Source organism: Nocardia puris, assembly GCF_003315035.1.
GTDB lineage: Bacteria > Actinomycetota > Actinomycetes > Mycobacteriales > Mycobacteriaceae > Nocardia > Nocardia puris.
Genome location: NZ_QNRE01000004.1, coordinates 568,108 through 587,466, shown reverse-complemented (window position 1 = coordinate 587,466; position 19,359 = coordinate 568,108). Strand labels below are relative to the sequence as shown.

The following is a 19,359-nucleotide window of genomic DNA, read 5'->3' as shown; positions in this document are numbered from 1 at the left end:
AAGGGGGAAAGCATGGCTTTACCGCAGGGAACCACCGGATCGACCATGCCGCGCCGGCAGCTCGGCCGCCACCTGCGGGACCTGCGCAACCGTGCCGGGATGACGACCAGGACGGCGGCTCAGCGCCTGGAGTGGTCGGAAGCCAAGATCTGGCGCATCGAGACCGGGCAGACCTCCCTGCGGAGCTTGGACGTGGAGGCCATGTGCAAGATCTACGGCGCGCCCAGCGAGCTGGTCGGCCCGCTCACCGCGCTGGCCAGGGAGACCAAGGCGCGCGGGTGGTGGACCACCTACGGTGACGCGATCCCCGAGAGTTTCGAGATCTACATCGGGCTCGAGGAGGCGGCACTACAGCTGTCCACCTTCGAAAACGCCCTGGTGCCGGGGCTTCTCCAGACCGAGGACTACGCGCGCGCGGTGCTGGCCGAGGGCCGCCCCGGCTCCTCCCCCGGCTTGGTCGACCGCCGCGTACAACTGCGCATGACCAGGCAGAACCTCATCACGCGCGCGGATGCGCCCGTGCAACTGGACGCGATCATCGACGAGTCGGTGCTGTGGCGGCGGGTCGGCGGCGTCGAGGTGTCGGGCGCGCAGATCGACCACCTGCGGCGCATGTGCGACCTGCCGAACGTGCGGCTGCGCACGGTGCCGCCGGACGCGGGATTCCACCCGGGTCTGGAATCGGGCCCGTTCGTGCTGCTCGGTTTCGGCGAGGGCAGCGCGGGCGCGGCCGCCGAGCCGCCGGTGGTGTACGTGGAGTCGTTCACCGGCCCGGTCTACGTCGACAAGGATCTCGAGATCGACAGGTACCGCGCGGCGTTCGCCGGTATCGCCGCGGCCGCCGTGGACGCGCGCCCGCTGCTGGACGAGGTGCGCGCCGCCCTGGCGTAATTCACCGGCAGGTTTCGGCGCGGCCGCCGGTCCACGTCTCGAGCAGCACCTCGCGGTGGGTCGGCAGCGCCTCGGCGTGCAACCGCAGGCCCTTCGCGGTGAGCTGGACGAACAGGGCGCGGCGGTCGTCGGCGCACATGGTGCGCTCGGCCAGGCCGTCGCGTTCCAGCCGGGCCACCGCGCGGGAGAGCGCGCTCTGACTCAGGTGGATCTCGCCGGCCAGATCGCTCATCCGGCATTTGGCCTGATCCGCGCAGACCAGCCGGTCCATGGTCTCGAATTCGCTGAGCCCGATGCCGTGCCGTTTCTGGAGCGCGTTCTCCATCGCACAGCTGACGGCCGCATGTCGTTCGAGCAGCTCGCGCCACTCGGCCACCAGCTCGGCGGGCGCCTCGCCCCGCCGAACCGCCTGCGGAACCGGCTTCGACATGGGGCCATCCTAGTACCCGCCCCTGAACCATGCAACGGCATTTTATGTGTTGGCATCTTATGTGCACGCATGTAATGTCCCATCCCATGAATTCACCGGCAACGCTCTCGGCCGCCGCGGCGACCGATCCGACCAGATGGCCCGTCCGGCTCTGGGGCATGCTGATCACCCTGTGCGTCGTCCTGTTCCTGGACGGCCTCGACGTCTCGATGATCGGGGTCGCGCTGCCCTCGATCGGCGCCGATCTCGACCTGTCCACCTCGACGCTGCAGTGGCTGGTCAGCGGCTACGTGCTCGGCTTCGGCGGCCTGCTGCTGCTCGGCGGGCGCACCGCCGATCTGCTCGGGCGGCGCAAGGTCTTCCTGATCGCGCTGGCCGTCTTCGCCCTCGCCTCGCTGGCGGGCGCGCTGGTCAGCTCGGGCCCGCTGCTCATCCTCACCCGGTTCATCAAGGGCCTGGCCGCCGCGTTCACCGCGCCGACCGGCCTGTCGATCATCACCACCACGTTCGCCGAGGGCCCGGCCCGCAACAAGGCGCTGTCGATCTACACCGTCTTCGGCGCGGGCGGTTACTCCTCCGGGCTGCTGTTCGGCGGCCTGATGACGGGCATCGGCTGGCGCTGGACCTTCCTGCTCCCGGTGCCGATCGCGCTGGCCGCGCTGGCCGCCGCGTACGTGCTGGTGCCCAAGGACAAGCCCGCCGAGGAGGGCGGCCACGACATCCTGGGCGCGGTGCTCTCCACCGGCGCCATGCTGCTGCTGGTCTACACGGTGGTGAGCGCGCCAGAAGTGGGCTGGACGACGCCGCGCACGCTCGGCTCGTTCGTCGGCGTGCTCGCGCTGGCCGCCGCGTTCGTGGCGGTGGAACGGCGGCTGCGCCACCCGCTGGTGCGGCTGGGCATCCTGCGCAAGACCACGCTGGTGCGGGCCGCGATCGCCGTGGTCGCGCTGGCTGGTTCGTTCTTCAGCTGGCAGTTCATCGTCACGCTCTACCTGCAGGACACCCTCGACTGGTCACCGCTGAAGCTGGCCATGGCGCTGCTGCCGACCGGCATCCTGGTGGCGCTGTCGGCGGTGTACTCCGACAAGCTGGTCGACCGGTTCGGCACCGGGCGCGTCATCGCGGTCACGCTGACGCTGATGGCCATCGGCTACGTGCTGTTCCTGCGCGTCGACACCGCACCGGCCTACCTGACCATGCTGCTGCCCGCGATCCTGCTGATCGGCATGGGCTGGGTCGGGTTCCCGGCCATCAACATCCAGGCCACCAGCGGTATCGAGGACGACGAACAGGGCCTGGCGGCCGGCGTGCTCCAGACGTCGATGCAGGTCGGCGCGGCGATCGTGCTGGCGGTGACCACGGCGCTCATCTCCTCCGGCGTCACCCACGGGGAGTCCTCGGCGGCGGCCGCGCTCGACGCCTTCCGGCCCGGCCTGTACTTCGTCACCGGCGTGACGATCGTCGGCGCGCTGGTCGCGATCGTCCCGCTGCTGGTGGCCGGGCGCGCCACCCGTGAGCCGGTCACCGAACCGGCGCCCGAACTCGTCGGCTGATCCGCAGCGGCCGGCGAACGTGCGACACCCCCGGCGGCTGGGACCGGGGGTGTCGCCGCGTCCGGATAGCGGGTGTGCGGGCGGGCGTCCGCGATGGTTGCGGCAGCGTGGCCGCGAGCGTTCCGGAAGCCTGGCCGCGAGCGTCCCGGCGACCTGGCGCGATCGGTGCGGCGGTCTGACCGAGATCGTCCCGGCGACCTGGCGAGGGCGGCCGAACGCCCGCCGCTCAGCGCGAGAAGGGCGGGGCCGCTTCGTCTTTCGGGGAACGCCTGTAGGTCAACGGGTTTCCGTCGCGGCCGGCCGTCGGCCAGTCGATCCCGAGCACCGGATCGAAGGCGTCGATGTCGTGATCCAGTTCGGGGGTGTACTCGAGGGAGCACAGGTAGGTGACCGTGCTGTCGTCCTCGAGCGAGAGCAGGGCGTGGCCGAGCCCCTCGGAGACGAACACCGAGCGGCGGTCCACGTCGTCGATGAGCACGCTGTCCCAGCGGCCGTAGGTCGGCGAACCGGGGCGCAGATCCACCACCACGTCCAGGAACGCACCCCGCACGCAGGTCACGTATTTGGCCTGGCCGGGCGGGTTTTCGGTGTAGTGGATGCCGCGCAGCACGCCCGCCGCCGACACCGACACGTTCACCTGGCGCAGATCGAACGGGCGGCCGGTGGCCTTCTCGAACTCCGAGGCCTTGAACGATTCCGCGAAGGCGCCCCGCTCGTCGTGGAACAGCCGCGGGGTCACCTCCCACGCGCCGGGCACCGCCAGTTCTCGAAACTCCATGCTCACCAATCCCGTCCGCGCTCCAGCAAGTCCAGCAGGTAGCTACCGTAGCCGGAGCGCACCAACGGTTCAGCGCGAGCGCGCAGCCCCTCGTCGTCGATGAAACCCATCCGCCAGGCCACTTCCTCGGGCACGCCGATCTTGAGACCCTGCCGTTCCTCGATGGTGCGCACATAGTTGGCGGCGTCGAGCAGGGAGTCGAAGGTGCCGGTGTCCAGCCACGCGGTGCCGCGCGCCAGCACCTCCACCCGCAGTCTGCCCTGCTCCAGGTAGGCGCGATTCACGTCGGTGATCTCGTATTCGCCACGCGCCGAGGGCGTCAATCCCTTGGCGATCTCCACCACGTCGTTGTCGTAGAAGTACAGCCCGGGGATGGCGTAGTTGGAGCGCGGGACCTTCGGCTTCTCCTCGATCGACACCGCGCGCCCGTCCACGAACTCGATCACGCCGTAGGCCGTGGGATCGGAGACCCAGTAGGCGAAGACCGCGCCGCCGGAGATGCTTTCGAAGCGCCGCAGGCTGGTGCCGAGGCCGGGGCCGTGGAAGATGTTGTCGCCCAGCACGAGCGCGGCCGGTTCGTTCCCGATGTGGTCCGCGCCCAGCACGAACGCGCGGGCCAGGCCGTCGGGTTCCGGCTGCACCACATAGCTGAGCGAGATGCCGAAGCGGCTGCCGTCGCCGAGCAGACGGGTGAACGCCTCGGCGTCCTCCGGGGTGGTGATCACCAGGATGTCGGTGATCCCCGCCAGCATCAGGGTGGACAGCGGGTAGTAGACCATCGGCTTGTCGTAGACCGGCACCAGCTGCTTGCTCACCCCGCGCGTGATGGGGTGCAGCCGGGAACCCGTGCCGCCCGCCAGGATGATTCCGCGCATGCCCCCGAGTGTGCCAGCCGGGCCGGTTCCGGAGTCGGGGAGGTTCCGACTGGCGCACGAATCGGTCACGGAGGTTTCGCCACCGGGCGTGTCGGTCGATAGAGAGGGAACGGATCACACTGGCGTGGCCGGGCACTCGGGCGCGCCTCGATGAGGGAGGTGTGCCATGGCGACGATCAGTGCCCCGGTCGTGATGAACCCGCACGGTCCGAGCGCGCAGGCCCGGTTCCTGCTGGCCACCTGCCGTGGCGTGGTGCGCCCGCTGCTGCGCGCGGCCCCCATCACCCGCGTGACGATCCCGGTGGGCGCGGCCGCCATCGACGGGCTCGCCCGCCTGCGCCCGAGCCCCCGCGGCGTGGAACGCGAACAGGTGCGCCTGGCCGGATTCCGGATGGAGATCGTGCGCCCGTCCGGCGCCGCGCGCGCCCTGCGCCACGGCGCGGTGCTGTATCTGCACGGTGGCGGTTTCGCGATCTGCGGACTGGAGACGCACCGGCCGGTCGCGGCCAGCCTGGCCCGGCGCACCGGACTCGCGGTGGTCAACGTCGAATACCGGCAGCTGCCGGGGCGCGCCATCACGGATTCGATCGAGGACTGTCTCACCGCCTACCGCTGGCTGCTGGCCCACGGCGTCGACCCGGGCCGGATCGTGTTCGCTGGCGATTCGGCGGGCGGCTACCTCACCTTCGCGACCGCGCTGCGCGCCCTGCGCGACGGACTGCCCGCGCCCGCCGGACTGGTCGGGCTGAGCCCGCTGCTCGATCTCGACTACGCCGCCAAGCGCGCGTACCGCAATGTCGCGCTCGATCCGTACATCCCGGTCTCGGCGATCGAGGCCGTGGTGCGGATCGGCGCCGAGCGCGACGGCCTGCTCGATCCGCTGCTCTCGCCCGTCAACGACACCCTCGCCGAGCTGCCGCCGGTGCTGCTGGTGGCCGCCGAGGACGAAGTGCTGCGCTACGACTGCGAGCTCATGACCGAGCGGCTCGACGCCGCAGGGGTGCCGAACACGCTGGAGCTCTGGCGCGGGCAGGTGCACGCGTTCATGAGCATCGCGCCGAATCTGCCCGAGGGCAGGGCGGCGCTCGGACGGGTCGCGCGCTTCGTGCGCACTCGGCTCGAGGAGGTGGAGCGGGCTCGGACGGCCTGACCACGGTCGGCCGGACGAGTCGAACCCCGCCCCGGGCCCCGCGTCCGGGGCGGGATTCTCCGCTATGCGACATTGTCGAGAAATGTCGCAAATAGGGGTTCCGGCGCCGCCCGCGCCGGGTCAAGATGGGATATGGCCCGGATCACAGACCTGTCCCGCAACCTGCTGCGCACCTGCCCGCTGTGCGAGGCGGTCTGCGGCCTCGAGATCACCCTCGACCCGCACGACCACGTCACCGCCGTGCGCGGCGACAAACTCGACCCGTTCAGCAAGGGCTTCCTGTGCCCGAAGGGCGCGAGCCTGGGCCGCGTGGACGAAGACCCCGACCGCGTCACCGAACCGCTGATCCGCGACCGCGCCACCGGCGAACGCCGCGTCGCCACCTGGGACGAGGCGTTCGACTATATCGCCGCGCGCTTCGGCCCGATCGTCGCCGCGCACGGCAACCAGTCCGCCGCGCTGTACCTGGGCAATCCGAACGCCCACACCATCGCGGGCACGCTCTACCTGCCGATGCTGATCCGGGCGCTGGGCACCAAGAACATCTACTCCGCCAGCACCGCCGACCAGATGCCCAAACAGGTGGCCAGCGGGCTGATGTTCGGCGACCCGATGGCGGTGGCCGTACCCGATCTGGACCGCACCGACTACCTGCTGATGCTCGGCGCGAATCCGCTCGACTCCAACGGATCGGTCTGCACCGCACCGGATTTCCCCGGACGGCTCAAGGCGCTGCGCAAGCGCGGCGGGCGTTTGGTGGTGGTCGATCCGCGCGTCACCCGCACCGCGAAGATCGCCGACGAGCACGTCTTCGTGCGGCCGGGCAGCGACGCGTACCTGCTGTTCGGCATCGTGCACACGCTCTTCGCGGAGGATCTCGCCGACGTGCGCGTCGAGGTGAACGGACTCGACGAACTGCGCCGCGCCGCAGCGGAATTCCCGCCAGAAGTAGTGGCGGAGCGCACCGGCGTACCGGCCGGCACCATCGCGCGCCTGGCCCGCGAACTGGCCGGCGCGCCCACGGCCGCCGTCTACGCCAGGATCGGCACCTGCACAGCGGAATTCGGCACGCTCACTCAGTGGCTCGTCGACGTGATCAACGTGCTGACCGGCAATCTCGACTCCCCCGGCGGCGTCATGTTCGCCACCGCCGCCGCGGGCGCCATCGCGCGCACCAAACCGTTCCGCACCGGCCGCTGGACCAGTCGCGTGCGCGAATTGCCCGAAACCATGGGCGAACTCCCCGTCGCCACCCTCGCCGACGAGATCACCACACCGGGCCCGGGACAGGTCCGTGCGCTGGTGACGGTGGCGGGCAACCCGGTGCTCTCCGCACCCAGCGGCCCGCGCCTGGACGCGGCGTTCGCCGGGCTGGAGTTCATGGTGAGCGTGGACCGCTACGTCAACGAGACCACCCGGCACGCCGATGTGATCCTGCCGCCGCCGCGCAAACTCCAGTCGCCGCACTACGATTTCGCGCTGCTCCAGTTCGCGGTGCGCAACTACGCGCGCTATTCGCGGCCGCTGGTGCCGCTGGGCGACCGGCCGTCGGAGGCGGCGGTGCTGGCGCGCCTGGGCGCGGCGCTCACCGGCGCACCGCACGACGGCGACCCGCTGGGGCAGCTGGACGAACTCGTCATCGCGGGGATGCTGCACAAGGCGGGCATCCCCGAACGCCGCCCGGACCTGCACGGCGCGAACAGCACCGAACAGCGCATCGACCTGATGCTGCGCCTCGGCCCGCACGGCGAATGGAACGGCGGGAGCCTGAATCTCCAAGTGCTGCTGGACAATCCGCACGGCGTGGATCTCGGCCCGCTCACCCCGCGCCTGCCCGGCGCGCTGCGCACCGCCTCGAAACGCGTCGAGGTCGCACCCGAGCCGCTGCTGGCCGACGTGGCGCGGCTGCGCGCCCGGCTCACCGAGGACGCGCCCGAGTTCGTGCTCATCGGCCGTCGCCATCTGCGCTCCAACAACAGCTGGATGCACAACGTCCCCACGCTGGTGAGCGGATCGAACCGGTGCACCTTGCAGATCCACCCCGGCGATGTGGCGCGGCTCGGGCTCGGCGAGCGGGCCGTGGTGAAGTCGGCGGCGGGAGCGGTGACCGTCGCCCTGGAGCCGACGGAGACGATCATGCCCGGCGTGGTGAGCCTGCCGCACGGCTGGGGCCACGCCACCGGCACGCAATCCGTCGCCGATGCCACCTCGGGCGTGAACGCCAATGCGCTGACCGATGATTCGGTGGTGGACGCACCCTCCGGAACGGCGGTGTTCAACGGCGTGCCGGTCACGCTCGCTCCGGCCTGAGCGCGCTTTCCGAAAAGAATTCCGGCCGGTCGGATTTGAATCTCCGGCCGGAATTCCGTTGGCGCCCGGGGGTATCCGGCGCGGTTCGGCGAATGCGATTTCGCGTATTGACGCGACCGGATTCCTCTAAAATGGGTGAGATTTCGGCCCGGGTCGATCCACCGGCGAATCGCCCCGGACCTTGCCGAATCCGGCTAGCAGAGGGGCGCGCATGTCCGGCAAACAGTATGGCAGCGACGGCGAGCACGAACTACAGGAGCGGCTCGGCACCACCGACCGGGCGCAGCGATTCTACGACGACCAGATGCTCGACCATCTCAACGAGACCATGATCGAGTTCATCGGCCGCATGGACATGGCGTTCGTCGCCACGGCCGACAAGCACGGCGAATGCGACAACAGTCTCCGCGCGGGGGTGCCCGGATTCCTGCACGTCATCGACGAGCGCACGATCGCCTATCCCGAATACCGGGGCAACGGCGTGATGGCCAGTCTCGGCAACATCCTGGAGAACCCGCACGTCGGCATTCTCCTGCTGGATTTCGTGCGCGATCTGATCGGCCTGCACGTCAACGGCACGGCGCGCATCGTTGAGGACGCACATTTGCGAAAGAGCGTGCCCGCACTGCCGCCCCCGGTGAAAGGCCGCGCCGCGCAAGTGTGGGTGGTGGTCGATGTGGAAGAGGCCTACATCCACTGCCGCAAGCACATCCCGCATCTGGTGCCCGCCGACCGCGTGCGCGACTGGGGCACCGACAACGTGCGCGCCAAGGGCGGCGACTACTTCGGCGTCAAGGCGCAGGCCCGCGCCGAGGAGACCGCCGCGCTCGCCTGAGATCCCGTCAACGGGCCATGACGGTCAATGGATCTTGAAGATCACCACGCGCTGCACCACGAAATTGATGACGGTGGCGGTGCCCTGCGCGACGACGAACGCCAGCGGCACCTTCCACCAGAAGTCGCCGAGCACGTGGAACAGCACCTGGTTGATGCCCACCTGCACCGCGAACGTCGTGGCGTAGAGCGCCACCACCGCCGCGAACCGCTTGCGGCTCGGCGGGGCCTTGAAGGTCCAGCGACGATTGATCAGATAGGCCGTGGTGGTGCCCGCGAGGAAGCCGAGCGACTTGGCCAGCGCGACGGGCAACCCCACCACGTTCAGCAGCAGGACGTACAGGCCGAAGTCCACCAGCGCCGACAGGCCGCCGGTGACGGTGAACCGGACGATCTGGGTCTTCAGGTCCACGTCCGTGCCGCCGGGCTCGTCGACAAGCGGCAGCTCGGCGGGCAGCGGGAGGTGGGGTTCGGCACTCACGCGAGCGAGCCTAATAGGCGCTGCCGGGCGGCAGCCCGCCTGTACACCGCGCACGGCCGGAGCGAAGGCGGAGGTACGCCTAATAGGCGCTGCCGGGCGGCAGCCCGCGCGTCCACCGACGAGACGCATCCCATACCCGCGAGTACCGCGAGATCCTCCCCCTGTTTCGTCATGCATGTAGCCTCTATGCCGATGTCCACGAAAGCTTCGACCGCCACCACGACGAACGGTGCCGGCGGGACGGTAAGCGGCGAGGAGACCGGCGCGACGAGCGCCGACGCCTACGCGCTGCCCACCGTGACCCGCGCGCTGACCGGGTGGGGTCGCACCGCAGCAACCTCCGCACAAGTGCTCGCCACCTCCGATCCGGAGGTGATCGCCAAGGCCGTGGCCATGGTCGCCGAGGACAACGAGAGCAAGCCCGCCCACCTGCGCCGCGGCGTCATCGCGCGCGGCCTCGGCCGCTCCTACGGCGACAACGCCCAGAACGCGGGCGGCCTGGTGGTCGACATGACCGCGCTCAACCGCATCCACCGCATCGACGGCGACTCCCGCCTGGTCGACGTGGACGGCGGCGTCACCCTCGACCAGCTGATGAAGGCCGCGCTGCCGTTCGGGCTGTGGGTGCCGGTGCTGCCCGGCACCCGGCAGGTCACCATCGGCGGCGCCATCGGCTCCGATATCCACGGCAAGAACCACCACAGCGCGGGCAGCTTCGGCAACCACGTGCGCTCGATGGAACTGCTCACCGCCGACGGCACCGTGCAGCACATCACGCCGAAGCGCAACGCCAAGCTGTTCTGGGCGACCATCGGCGGCTGCGGGCTCACCGGCATCATCCTGCGCGCGACCATCGAGATGACGCCGACCGAGACGGCGTACTTCATCGCCGACGGTGACGTGACGCCGACGCTGGACGACACCATCGCCTTCCACAGCGACGGCTCCGAGGACCGCTACGAGTACAGCTCGGCGTGGTTCGACGCGATCAGCCCCGCACCGAAGCTGGGCCGCGCGGCGATCTCCCGGGGCAACCTCGCCAAACTGGACGAGCTGCCGAAGAAGCTGCGCAAGAACCCGCTCGGATTCACCGGCAAGACGTTCCTGACGCTGCCCGACGTGTTCCCGAACGGTCTGGCCAACAAGTACACGTTCACCCCGATCGGTGAACTCTGGTACCGCAAGTCCGGCACCTACCGCGGCAAGGTCCAGAACCTGACGCAGTTCTATCACCCGCTGGACATGCTCGGCGAGTGGAACCGCGGCTACGGCTCCAACGGATTCCTCCAGTACCAGTTCGTGGTTCCGCCGGAGTCCGTGGACGAGTTCAAGCGGATCATCGTGGACATCCAGCGGTCCGGGTTCTACTCGTTCCTCAACGTGTTCAAGCTGTTCGGCCCGGGAAACCAAGCGCCGCTGAGCTTCCCGATGCCGGGCTGGAACATCTGCGTCGATTTCCCCATCGGCCCCGGGCTCAACGAGTTCGTCACCGAATTGGACCGGCGCGTCCTGGAATTCGGCGGCCGGCTCTACACCGGCAAGGACTCGCGCACCACCGCCGAGACCTTCCACAAGATGTACCCCCGGATCGACGAGTGGATCAAGGTCCGCCGAACCGTCGACCCCACAGGCGTTTTCATGTCCGATATGGCGAGAAGGCTGGAGCTTCAGTGATCAATGCCGTAGGCAACCCGCAGTCCATTCTCCTGCTGGGCGGTACCTCGGAGATCGGCTTGGCGATCGTCGCCGAGTACCTGAAAAAGGGCCCCGCCCGGGTCATCCTGGCCACGCTGCCGGGTGATCCGTTGCGCGACAAGGCCGTTGCCGAGACCGAGGCGGCCGGCGCGAGCACGGTCGAGGTGCTCGACTTCGACGCGCTCGACACCGACAGCCACCCCAAGGTGATCGACGCCGCCTGGGCCGGCGGCGACGTGGACGTGGCGATCGTCGCGTTCGGCGTGCTCGGCGACGCCGAGCAGCTGTGGCAGGACCAGCGCAAGGCCGTGCAGGTGGTGGGCATCAACTACACCGCCGCCGTGTCGGTGGGCGTGCTCGTCGGCGAGAAGATGAAGGCGCAGGGCTACGGGCGCATCATCGCCATGTCCTCGGTGGCGGGTGAGCGCGTGCGCCGCTCCAACTTCGTCTACGGCTCCACCAAGGCCGGCCTGGACGGCTTCTACCTGGGCCTCGGCGAGGCGCTGCGGCCGCACGGGCCGCGCGTGCTCGTCATCCGGCCCGGCCAGGTGCGCACCACCACCACGCTGGAGCACTGGAAGGCCACCGGCGCGAAGGAAGCCCCCTTCACCGTCGACAAGGAAGACGTCGCGGCGCTGGCCGTCTCCGCCTCGGAGAAGGGCAAGGAGCTCATCTGGGCCCCCGGCCAGGTGCGCTACCTGATGTCGGCGCTGCGCCACGTGCCGCGCCCGATCTTCCGCAAGCTCCCGCTCTGAGCGGAACCGACGCCCAACCCGCCGAGCCGGATACGCCTCGGCGGGTTCTCGCGCGTCAGCTGCCGTTCGCCGGAACCATCGACGCGGCACCCGATTTCGCCGCTCGCTCGCACTCGTGGCCCGTCGCTACGGTGGCGGTGATCCGGCACCGAACGGCGCGAATCTCGGGAGCCGAGGGACGGCTGCGCGATCCGGCGTCGGGGTGGTCGTGGGCCGTGCGACGCGGTGTCGCCCGGCCGGGTACCGGGCGCGCCCGCACGACGCTTGGTCTCGGCCGGACATGGGGCCGCCCGCCGCAGGGCTTGGTCGCCGCACCCGGACGTCGGATGGGCGGTACGACGCGATGTCGCCCCGGATGGGTACCGGGCAGGGCCGCGCCGGCCTGACCGTCGCCGAATATCGGGCGGGCCCGCGCGACGCCGAGTCGCCGCACCCGGACCGGCGGGCCGTGCGGTGCGATGTCGGCGGGGGCGGCCCGATGGATACCATCGTCGCGATCCCGCCGCGGCGGGCTGGACGCGGCCGGGACGGCCGAGACCGACCAAGGGAGCGGGTCGTACGCCCGCTCGGCAGGACGGAGTGATTCGTTGAGCGCCACACAGTCGCAGACCAAGGGCGGCCGGATTCCGGTGCTGGGCAGGCATATCGGGTCCGCGCTCGGGGAGGCGGCGCTGGCCGTCGCCGTGGCGATGGTGGTCGCGGCGGTCGGGTTGTTCGGGTTCTCGCTGGTGGAGTGGCCCGCGTTCAACTCGTCCAATGTGACGCGGGCGCTGACGACGGTCGGACAGGTGGGGTCGGCGGCGCTGCTGATCGCGGCGGTGTGGCTGATCCGGGCGCGCCGGTGGCCGTGGGTGGCGAAAATCCTGTCGTGGACGGGTGTTTCGGCGTTCGTCACGGTGACGCTCGGGATGCCGCTGGCCGCCACCAAGCTGTACCTGCACGGCGTCTCGGTGGACCAGGAGTTCCGCACCGAGTACCTGACGCGGCTCACCGACAGCCCCGCGCTGCGCGATATGACCTACATCGACCTGCCGCCGTTCTACCCGGCCGGGTGGTTCTGGATCGGCGGACGGGTCGCGAACGCGCTCGGCATGGACGGGTGGGAGGCGTTCAAGCCGTACGCGATCGGATCGCTGGCGGTGGCGGCCGTGCTCGCGCTCGTGCTGTGGACCCGGCTCATCCGCGCCGACTGGGCGGTCGCCGTCACCGCCGCGACCACCGCCGTGGTCGTCGCCTACGGCTCGCCGGAAATCTACGGCGCGATCATCGCCCTGCTGCTGCCGCCGATGCTGGTGCTGGCGTGGGGCGCGCTGCACCGTCCGGAGGAAGACGCGGGCGCGCCGTCCCCGCGCACGGCGGGCGGCTGGGGCGCGGTGCTCGGCACCGGCCTCCTGCTCGGCATCGCCGCCAACTTCTACACGCTGTACCTGCTGGTCGCCGCCTTCGCCGTGACGCTGATGGGCTTGCTGGCGGCGGGCATCGCGGTGCGCTCTCCCGCGAAATCCACTGCCCCCGCGTGGCGGGCCGCCGTCCCTCCGCTCATCCGTCTCGTCTCCATCGCCGCGATCGCCGGCCTCGTCGCGCTGGTCTGCTGGCTCCCGTTCCTGGTCGAGGCGCTGACCTCCGGGTTGCCCAGCTCGGGGACCGCGATGCACTATCTGCCCGCGTCGGGGGCCGAACTGCCGCTGCCGATGGTCGAGTTCTCCCTGCTCGGCGGATTCTGCCTGGTGGGGACGATCTGGCTGGTGGTCCGGGCCGGGTCGTCGCGGCGGGCGCAGGCGCTCGGCATCGGGGTGGTGGCGATCTACCTGTGGACGCTGCTGTCGATGCTGGCGACGGTGGCCGGGACCACCCTGCTCTCGTTCCGCCTCGAGGTCCCGCTCTACGCGCTGCTGGCGGCGGCGGGCGCGTTCGGGTTCGTGGAGGGTGCGCGGGCGGTCTACCAGGCGTTCAACGAGCCGGAGCGTTTTCGCGTGGCCGTCGTCGCGGTGGCGGTGCTGGGCGCGCTCGCGTTCACCCAGCACATCCCGGCCATCCTCGCCCCCGAGATCACCACGGCCTACACCGACACCGACGGCGACGGCGAGCGCGGCGACCGCCGTCCGCCCTCGGCCGTGTCGTACTACGCGGAGATCGACGAGGCCCTCCGGGCGCGGACCGGCCGCCCCCACGACGAGACCGTGGTGCTCACCGCCGACACCAGCTTCCTGGCCTTCCACCCGTACTTCGGCTTCCAGGGACTGACCTCCCACTACGCCAACCCGCTCGCGAACTTCGCCGACCGCGCCGCCCTCATCGAGAGCTGGAGCGAGCTGGAAACCCCCGAAGCCCTCTTCGACGCCCTCGCCGCGACCCCCTACCGCGCGCCCGACGCGTTCCTCTTCCGCCGCGGCGCCGACACCTACACCCTGCGCTTGGCGCGCGACGTCTACCCGAACGACCCGAACGTCGAGCGCTACACGGTGGCGTTCCCCCAATCCCTCTTCGACTCGGACGCGTTCACCAAGACCGACATCGGACCGTTCACCCTCGTCACCGTCAACCGCTAGCTCCCGGGCTCGGCGCCGCGACGAACGTGGCCGGGCAGCTGCCACCGGACCTCGCGGCCGGTCTCACCGACGTCACCCGCAGCGCCTTTCTCGACGGTCTCGGTGGCGCGGCCGCCACCGGAGCGGGCGTGCTCGCCCTCGCCGCGATCGTCTGCCCGCTCCTGCTCCGCCGGACCTCCGTCCACCCCGGGTAGCTCCCCCGGCGCGCGGTGCCGGGCGGGGGCCGGGGTGTGGCTAGCATGACTGATCGTGCGACCGGACCGATCGACTCGAGCGTTCACCCGATTCCGCCTGATCGCCCTGGTTTCGGGGCTCATCGGGTTCGTGCTGGCGCTACTGACGCCGCTGCTGCCGGTGCGCCAGGACCAGGCGGTGCTGGAGTGGCCGCAGGCGGAGGCGTCGAGCGTCGAGGCGCCGCTGGTGTCGTATGTGCCGCTGCGGCTGGAGGTCTCGCTGCCGTGCGGGCTGCTCGCCGGCGGGGACCGGACGCTGCTGTCCACGATTCCGGCGGAGTCGGGGCAGGCGACGGCCAAAGGTGTGGTCGTGGCGGTCAACGGCGGCGAGTTGTCGGTCATCGAACGCGACGTGCCGATGCTGTCGGCTCCGGTCGAGGAGATCGGCGGGTGCTCGACCGTCGAGATCGTGGCCGACGCCGCCGCGACGACCGTCGAGTTCACGGGCGTGAACCGCGAGGACGGCACGCCGTTCCGCAACACCGTCACCCGCGACATCCGGCCGCAGATCGTCGGCGTGTTCACCGATCTGGACGAAGCGCAGCTCACCGGCGCGCGGCTGCGCGCCGACATCGACTCGCGCTTCTCCTCCACGCCGAGCACGATCAAACTCGCCGCCATGATCCTGGCGGCGCTCAGCACGATCGTCGCCCTCGTCGCGCTGCACCTGCTCGACACCTCCGACGGCAGGCGCGCGCGCCGCTTCCTGCCCGCGCACTGGTGGCGGTTCACCCTCGCCGACGGCGCGGTGCTCGGCACGCTGGCGCTGTGGCACGTCATCGGCGCCAACACCTCCGACGACGGCTACATCCTGAACATGGCGCGCGCGTCGGGGCCGTCGGGGTACATGGCGAACTACTACCGCTGGTTCGCGGTGCCGGAGGCACCCTTCGGCTGGTCCTACGAGGTGCTGGCCTGGATGACGTCGATCTCCACCGCCAGCGTCTGGATGCGGCTGCCCACGCTGCTCGCGGGCATCGTGTGCTGGCTGGTGATCAGCCGGGAAGTGTTGCCGCGCCTGGGCGCTCGCGTGCGGCGCCACCGGGTGGCGCTGTGGACGGCGGGTCTGGTGTTCCTCGCGTTCTGGCTCCCCTACGACAACGGCCTGCGGCCCGAACCGCTCATCGCGGCGGGCGCGCTGCTCACCTGGTGCTCGATCGAGCGCGCCATCGCCACCGGCCGCCTGCTGCCCGCCGCCATCGCCGTGCTGATCGCCGCGTTCTCGCTGGCGGCCGGGCCGACCGGCCTGATCTGCGTGGCGGCGCTCATCGCGGGCTCGCGGCCGGTCTTGCAGATCATCGTCAAGCGCGCGGCCACCAGCGGAATGTCGTTCGGGCAGGCCCTGTTCCGGTACGCGGCGCTGATCGCGCCGGGGCTGGCGGCCGGAACCGTCGTGCTCATCGTGGTTTTCGCCGACCAGACGCTGTCGACGGTGATGGAGGCGACCCGGGTGCGCACCGAGGTCGGGCCGAACGTGGCGTGGTTCGACGAGCGCACGCGCTGGGATTCGCTGCTCATGCTCTCCCCCGACGGGTCGCTGGCGCGGCGGTTCGGCGTGCTGCTGATGCTGCTGTGCCTGCTGGTCTGCGTGCTGCAAGTGCTGCGCAAGGGCCGGATTCCGGGGACCTCGCGCGGGCCGTCGGTGCGCATCCTCGGCATCGTGTTCGCGTCGCTGGCCCTGATGATGTTCACGCCGACCAAGTGGACCCACCACTTCGGCGTGTACGCGGGACTGGCGGGTTCGCTGGCGGCGCTGGCCGCCGTCGCGGTGGGCAGCGCGGCGATCCGCTCCCCGCGCAACCGGGCGCTGTTCGCGGCGGCGGTGCTGTTCCTGCTGGCGATCACGTTCACCGGGTCCAACGGCTGGTGGTACGTGTCGAGCTACGGTGTGCCGTGGTGGGACAAGGCGCCGCTCGTCGCGGGCAAGGGACTGTCCACGCTGTTCCTCGGATTGACCGGTGTGGCACTGCTTTTCGCCGTCTGGTTCCACTTCCGCGAGCCCTACAAGCGGGAGAAGGCCACGGCGCCCAACGGTTTCGACCGGCTCGCCTCGGTGCCGTTGACCATCGCGGCCGCGCTGCTGGTGCTGTTCGAAATCGCTTCGCTCGCCAAGGGAGCCGTCACCCAGTACCCGGCGTACTCGATCACGAAGTCGAATCTGCGCTCCCTGACCGGGGATACGTGCGCGCTGGCCGACGAGGTACTGGTGGAGACCGACACCGCCGACTCGCTGCTGCTGCCCTACGACGGCGCGCCCGCCGACGGACTGAGCGCGGAGTCGACCGGCTTCTCCCCCAACGGCGTAGCCTCCGACCTCACCGCCGACGCCGAGGAAACCGTCACCGGCGCAGCCAACTCCGTGAACCAGGGCTCGGAGAACAAGACCACCGACACCACCGGCGCCGGAACCGGCGGCGGCACAACGGAACAGGCGGGTATCAACGGCAGTACCGTCGCGCTCCCGTTCGGGCTGGACGCGGCCCGCACGCCCGTGCTCGGCTCCTTCCAGGAGTCCGAGCAGCGGCAGGCGTCGCTGACCTCCCAGTGGTACCGGCTCGACCTCGCCGACAGCGTGCGCGACGACCCCGCCTACCGGGTGCTGGCCATCACGGCGGCCGGGCGCATCAAGTCGGTGGATGCCGACGGCGTCGAAACCTACGGGCAGGAACTGCGTGTCGAGTACGGCACCCGCGCCGCCGACGGTTCGGTCGACGTGCTCGGCGCGATCAACCCGCTCGACATCGGGCCCGCGCCCTCGTGGCGCACGCTGCGCGTCCCGCTGGACGCACTGCCCGCCGAGGTGAACGCGGTGCGGTTGGTGGCCGTGGACAACGACATCACCCAGCGTCAGTGGCTGGCCGTCACCCCACCCCGCCTCCCCCGCCTGGCCACGCTGGATTCCGTTGTGGGCCACACCGATCCGGTGCTGCTGGACTGGCACGTCGGCCTCGCCTTCCCCTGCCAGCGGCCCTTCTCCCACCACAACGGCGTCGCCGAGTCCCCGGCCTGGCGCATCCTGCCCGACCGCGTCGGCTCCGACGCCTCCAACGCCTGGCAGGACGACATCGGCGGCGGCCCCCTCGGCTGGACCGAACTCCTCCTGCGCGCCGACTCCGTCCCTACCTACCTCGCCGACGACTGGGGCCGCGACTGGGGCTCCCTCGAACGCTTCACCCCCTACGACCCCACCGCGGTCCCCGCCGAGATCACGGTGAACCAGGTTTCGCGCGGTGGGCGAGAGGAAGATGCGCCCATCCGGGTGCGGTAGGGATGAGGGGGCCACGACATCCGACCCGCTCGGACGTCGATCACGAAGAACGTGCACCGGCCGTAGCAACGGCCCACTGCTGAATAGGCTGTGGAGTCGTGAGAACTCGATCCATGGTGAAGCGCGCTCTCGCGATCAGCGTGTCGGTGTTGTGGCTTGTCGCGTGTGGCGGTCCGACGCCCGACTCGCCGAGTGAGGGTTCCGGATCTCACCTCGCCTGTGCCACCGGCCAGCACGCCGATTCGATGTTCACCAGCGAGCCGGGCGCGGAGGACTTCACGCTTCAGGCTCCGCGGTTGCCGGGTTGGACCCAGCGGCAATCGGAGGGACCGTCACCGGGATTTGTGCTGCACAGGTTCGACCCTCCGACAGCGGATGCCGATATGGGCACGGCGACTGTCACGCTCACCGCCTTCTCTCCCACCGACACCGCCGCTGCCGCGCTCGATACGCTCCGCACTCTGCGTGCGAACGGGCCCGGCTGGCAGGAATCGAGCAGCGAGCCCGTCGAGATCTGCGATCACGGGGGCGTGAAGGTATCCGGCATCTACCGCACCGCCGGGCTCGAAGTGCGCCATGAGTATCTCGAATTCCCTTATGGATCAACGGGATCGGTGTACCCGATTCAGGTCAGCAGTGGGCGCGCGACAACGGCTACACTATGGTGCTGATTGTCGACCACCGAACCGTGATCAATGATCCCGCCATCCAGAGCTATATCGACACGGGACAAATTCAACTGATACGAAAAGAGCTCGATACTCCTGACTATCCCCACCATGAGCCGATCAAATACCTGCGAATGCCCCCCGGCAGCGAAGACGGAGGCACCGCGTGGATGGACGATCTTCCGGTTCGCTACGTGGACGGGCAGCGGGGGTTCGATCGTCGCATCATGGAAGAACTCGCCGCCGTCGGTGTGCCCTGTTACACGCTGGGCGACCTGGCCAACGGCCCACGCACCATCCCGCAGGGCATTCCGATCTTCGTCGACTGGCTCGCCGATCTGGAGAAACGGATTCCCGGCCCCGAGTCCGAGCATCGCGCCATCATCCGGTCCGGGCTCATTCGCAACCTGATCGATCCCGCCGCCCGGGGCAATCAGCAAGCAATCGACCTGCTCATCGCTCAAATGCGCCGTCAACCCCCACTGCCGACTCGGACGCAGGACTGGGCATGCTTGGCTCTACGCACGATCGCGACCGGAAAAAATTTCGATCAGATCGCCGGACTTCTGGCCGAACTCCCGGTGGGTTCACCAACCATTCCACTGGTCGAATATCTCGGCAAAGTCAAAACCGCTCGGTCCCGGGATATTGCCGTGAAATATCTGGGTGGACCGACCCGGGAGGCCGCGATAAAAGCACTGGTGCAAATGAAGGCTCCCGATGTCCGGCATCTCATCGAGCCGTTCCTCGACGATCCCCATCCACCGGTGCGCAAACAGGCCCTGCGCGCCATGGAGAAACTCCCCCCACCGGAACCCGCACCGGCCTGACCGATCCGATGGTGAGCACGCCCTTGATCGCGAAGCGAAAATCCGCCCCGGCTCCGGCG

General features: G+C 69.9%; 16 protein-coding genes. 12 read left to right on the top strand and 4 right to left on the bottom strand.

Features of this window, described 5'->3' with window-relative positions:
* Positions 1–12 precede the first annotated feature (12 nt).
* Complete coding sequence (locus DFR74_RS15675; RefSeq protein WP_067509724.1) at positions 13–891, top strand: helix-turn-helix domain-containing protein; 879 nt, start codon at positions 13–15, stop codon at positions 889–891.
* Position 892: 1 nt separating this feature from the next.
* Here the strand turns inward: DFR74_RS15675 and DFR74_RS15670 are convergent, their stop codons facing one another.
* On the bottom strand, positions 893–1,321 hold the full coding sequence (locus DFR74_RS15670) for a MarR family winged helix-turn-helix transcriptional regulator (protein ID WP_067509726.1): 429 nt from the start codon (positions 1,319–1,321) through the stop codon (positions 893–895).
* Between the two features lie 86 nt (positions 1,322–1,407).
* On the opposite strand from DFR74_RS15670, the gene DFR74_RS15665 reads away from it, so the two are divergent.
* Positions 1,408–2,874, top strand: coding sequence for an MFS transporter (locus DFR74_RS15665; RefSeq protein WP_084537717.1), 1,467 nt, complete (start codon positions 1,408–1,410; stop codon positions 2,872–2,874).
* Positions 2,875–3,100: 226 nt separating this feature from the next.
* Here DFR74_RS15665 and DFR74_RS15660 read toward each other — a convergent pair whose 3' ends face one another.
* Positions 3,101–3,652, bottom strand: coding sequence for a dTDP-4-dehydrorhamnose 3,5-epimerase family protein (locus tag DFR74_RS15660; protein ID WP_067509730.1), 552 nt, complete (start codon positions 3,650–3,652; stop codon positions 3,101–3,103).
* 2 nt (positions 3,653–3,654) lie between these two features.
* On the bottom strand, positions 3,655–4,527 hold the full coding sequence (rfbA, locus tag DFR74_RS15655; RefSeq protein ID WP_067509870.1) for a glucose-1-phosphate thymidylyltransferase RfbA: 873 nt from the start codon (positions 4,525–4,527) through the stop codon (positions 3,655–3,657).
* Between the two features lie 166 nt (positions 4,528–4,693).
* Here rfbA and DFR74_RS15650 point away from each other — a divergent pair, with 166 nt between their 5' ends.
* The 3 genes from DFR74_RS15650 to DFR74_RS15640 all read left to right on the top strand — a co-directional run bounded on the left by DFR74_RS15650 (position 4,694) and on the right by DFR74_RS15640 (position 8,822).
* Entirely contained in the window at positions 4,694–5,677 is a 984-nt protein-coding gene (locus DFR74_RS15650) for an alpha/beta hydrolase (protein ID WP_067509732.1), read from the top strand.
* 132 nt (positions 5,678–5,809) lie between these two features.
* Positions 5,810–7,987, top strand: a complete 2,178-nt coding sequence (locus DFR74_RS15645) for a molybdopterin oxidoreductase family protein (protein ID WP_067509733.1) — start codon at positions 5,810–5,812, stop codon at positions 7,985–7,987.
* 211 nt (positions 7,988–8,198) lie between these two features.
* Positions 8,199–8,822: a pyridoxamine 5'-phosphate oxidase family protein gene (locus tag DFR74_RS15640; RefSeq protein WP_067509735.1), complete on the top strand. Its 624-nt coding sequence runs from the start codon at positions 8,199–8,201 to the stop codon at positions 8,820–8,822.
* A 24-nt stretch (positions 8,823–8,846) separates the two neighbouring features.
* Here the strand turns inward: DFR74_RS15640 and DFR74_RS15635 are convergent, their stop codons facing one another.
* Positions 8,847–9,302, bottom strand: coding sequence for a GtrA family protein (locus DFR74_RS15635; RefSeq protein ID WP_170160761.1), 456 nt, complete (start codon positions 9,300–9,302; stop codon positions 8,847–8,849).
* 186 nt (positions 9,303–9,488) lie between these two features.
* On the opposite strand from DFR74_RS15635, the gene DFR74_RS15630 reads away from it, so the two are divergent.
* The 7 genes from DFR74_RS15630 to DFR74_RS15605 all read left to right on the top strand — a co-directional run bounded on the left by DFR74_RS15630 (position 9,489) and on the right by DFR74_RS15605 (position 19,300).
* Complete coding sequence (locus DFR74_RS15630) at positions 9,489–10,976, top strand: FAD-binding oxidoreductase (RefSeq protein ID WP_195125185.1); 1,488 nt, start codon at positions 9,489–9,491, stop codon at positions 10,974–10,976.
* Positions 10,973–11,752, top strand: a complete 780-nt coding sequence (locus DFR74_RS15625) for a decaprenylphospho-beta-D-erythro-pentofuranosid-2-ulose 2-reductase (protein ID WP_067509736.1) — start codon at positions 10,973–10,975, stop codon at positions 11,750–11,752. The genes DFR74_RS15630 and DFR74_RS15625 overlap by 4 nt, the downstream gene beginning before the upstream one ends.
* A 632-nt stretch (positions 11,753–12,384) precedes the next feature.
* Positions 12,385–14,301: a galactan 5-O-arabinofuranosyltransferase gene (locus DFR74_RS15620; RefSeq protein ID WP_067509875.1), complete on the top strand. Its 1,917-nt coding sequence runs from the start codon at positions 12,385–12,387 to the stop codon at positions 14,299–14,301.
* Between the two features lie 26 nt (positions 14,302–14,327).
* Positions 14,328–14,495 (top strand): hypothetical protein, encoded by a 168-nt coding sequence (locus tag DFR74_RS35990; RefSeq protein WP_157115838.1) that lies wholly within the window; start codon positions 14,328–14,330, stop codon positions 14,493–14,495.
* 55 nt (positions 14,496–14,550) lie between these two features.
* Complete coding sequence (locus DFR74_RS15615) at positions 14,551–17,802, top strand: arabinosyltransferase domain-containing protein (protein WP_067509739.1); 3,252 nt, start codon at positions 14,551–14,553, stop codon at positions 17,800–17,802.
* 113 nt (positions 17,803–17,915) lie between these two features.
* Positions 17,916–18,473, top strand: a complete 558-nt coding sequence (locus DFR74_RS15610; protein ID WP_067509742.1) for a hypothetical protein — start codon at positions 17,916–17,918, stop codon at positions 18,471–18,473.
* Entirely contained in the window at positions 18,464–19,300 is an 837-nt protein-coding gene (locus tag DFR74_RS15605) for a HEAT repeat domain-containing protein (RefSeq protein ID WP_228789710.1), read from the top strand. Before DFR74_RS15610 ends, DFR74_RS15605 begins: the two co-directional genes overlap by 10 nt.
* Positions 19,301–19,359 lie beyond the last annotated feature (59 nt).

Bases quoted from the DNA above. Each gene is read 5' to 3' on its own strand.
- DFR74_RS15630 (WP_195125185.1), top strand. From the start codon at position 9,489: ATGCCGATGTCCACGAAAGCTTCGACCGCCACCACGACGAACGGTGCC.
- DFR74_RS15670 (WP_067509726.1), bottom strand. From the start codon at position 1,321: ATGTCGAAGCCGGTTCCGCAGGCGGTTCGGCGGGGCGAGGCGCCCGCC.
- DFR74_RS15605 (WP_228789710.1), top strand. From the start codon at position 18,464: ATGGTGCTGATTGTCGACCACCGAACCGTGATCAATGATCCCGCCATC.
- rfbA (WP_067509870.1), bottom strand. From the start codon at position 4,527: ATGCGCGGAATCATCCTGGCGGGCGGCACGGGTTCCCGGCTGCACCCC.
- DFR74_RS15660 (WP_067509730.1), bottom strand. From the start codon at position 3,652: ATGGAGTTTCGAGAACTGGCGGTGCCCGGCGCGTGGGAGGTGACCCCG.
- DFR74_RS15665 (WP_084537717.1), top strand. From the start codon at position 1,408: ATGAATTCACCGGCAACGCTCTCGGCCGCCGCGGCGACCGATCCGACC.
- DFR74_RS15650 (WP_067509732.1), top strand. From the start codon at position 4,694: ATGGCGACGATCAGTGCCCCGGTCGTGATGAACCCGCACGGTCCGAGC.
- DFR74_RS15610 (WP_067509742.1), top strand. From the start codon at position 17,916: ATGGTGAAGCGCGCTCTCGCGATCAGCGTGTCGGTGTTGTGGCTTGTC.
- DFR74_RS15645 (WP_067509733.1), top strand. From the start codon at position 5,810: ATGGCCCGGATCACAGACCTGTCCCGCAACCTGCTGCGCACCTGCCCG.
- DFR74_RS15640 (WP_067509735.1), top strand. From the start codon at position 8,199: ATGTCCGGCAAACAGTATGGCAGCGACGGCGAGCACGAACTACAGGAG.
- DFR74_RS15675 (WP_067509724.1), top strand. From the start codon at position 13: ATGGCTTTACCGCAGGGAACCACCGGATCGACCATGCCGCGCCGGCAG.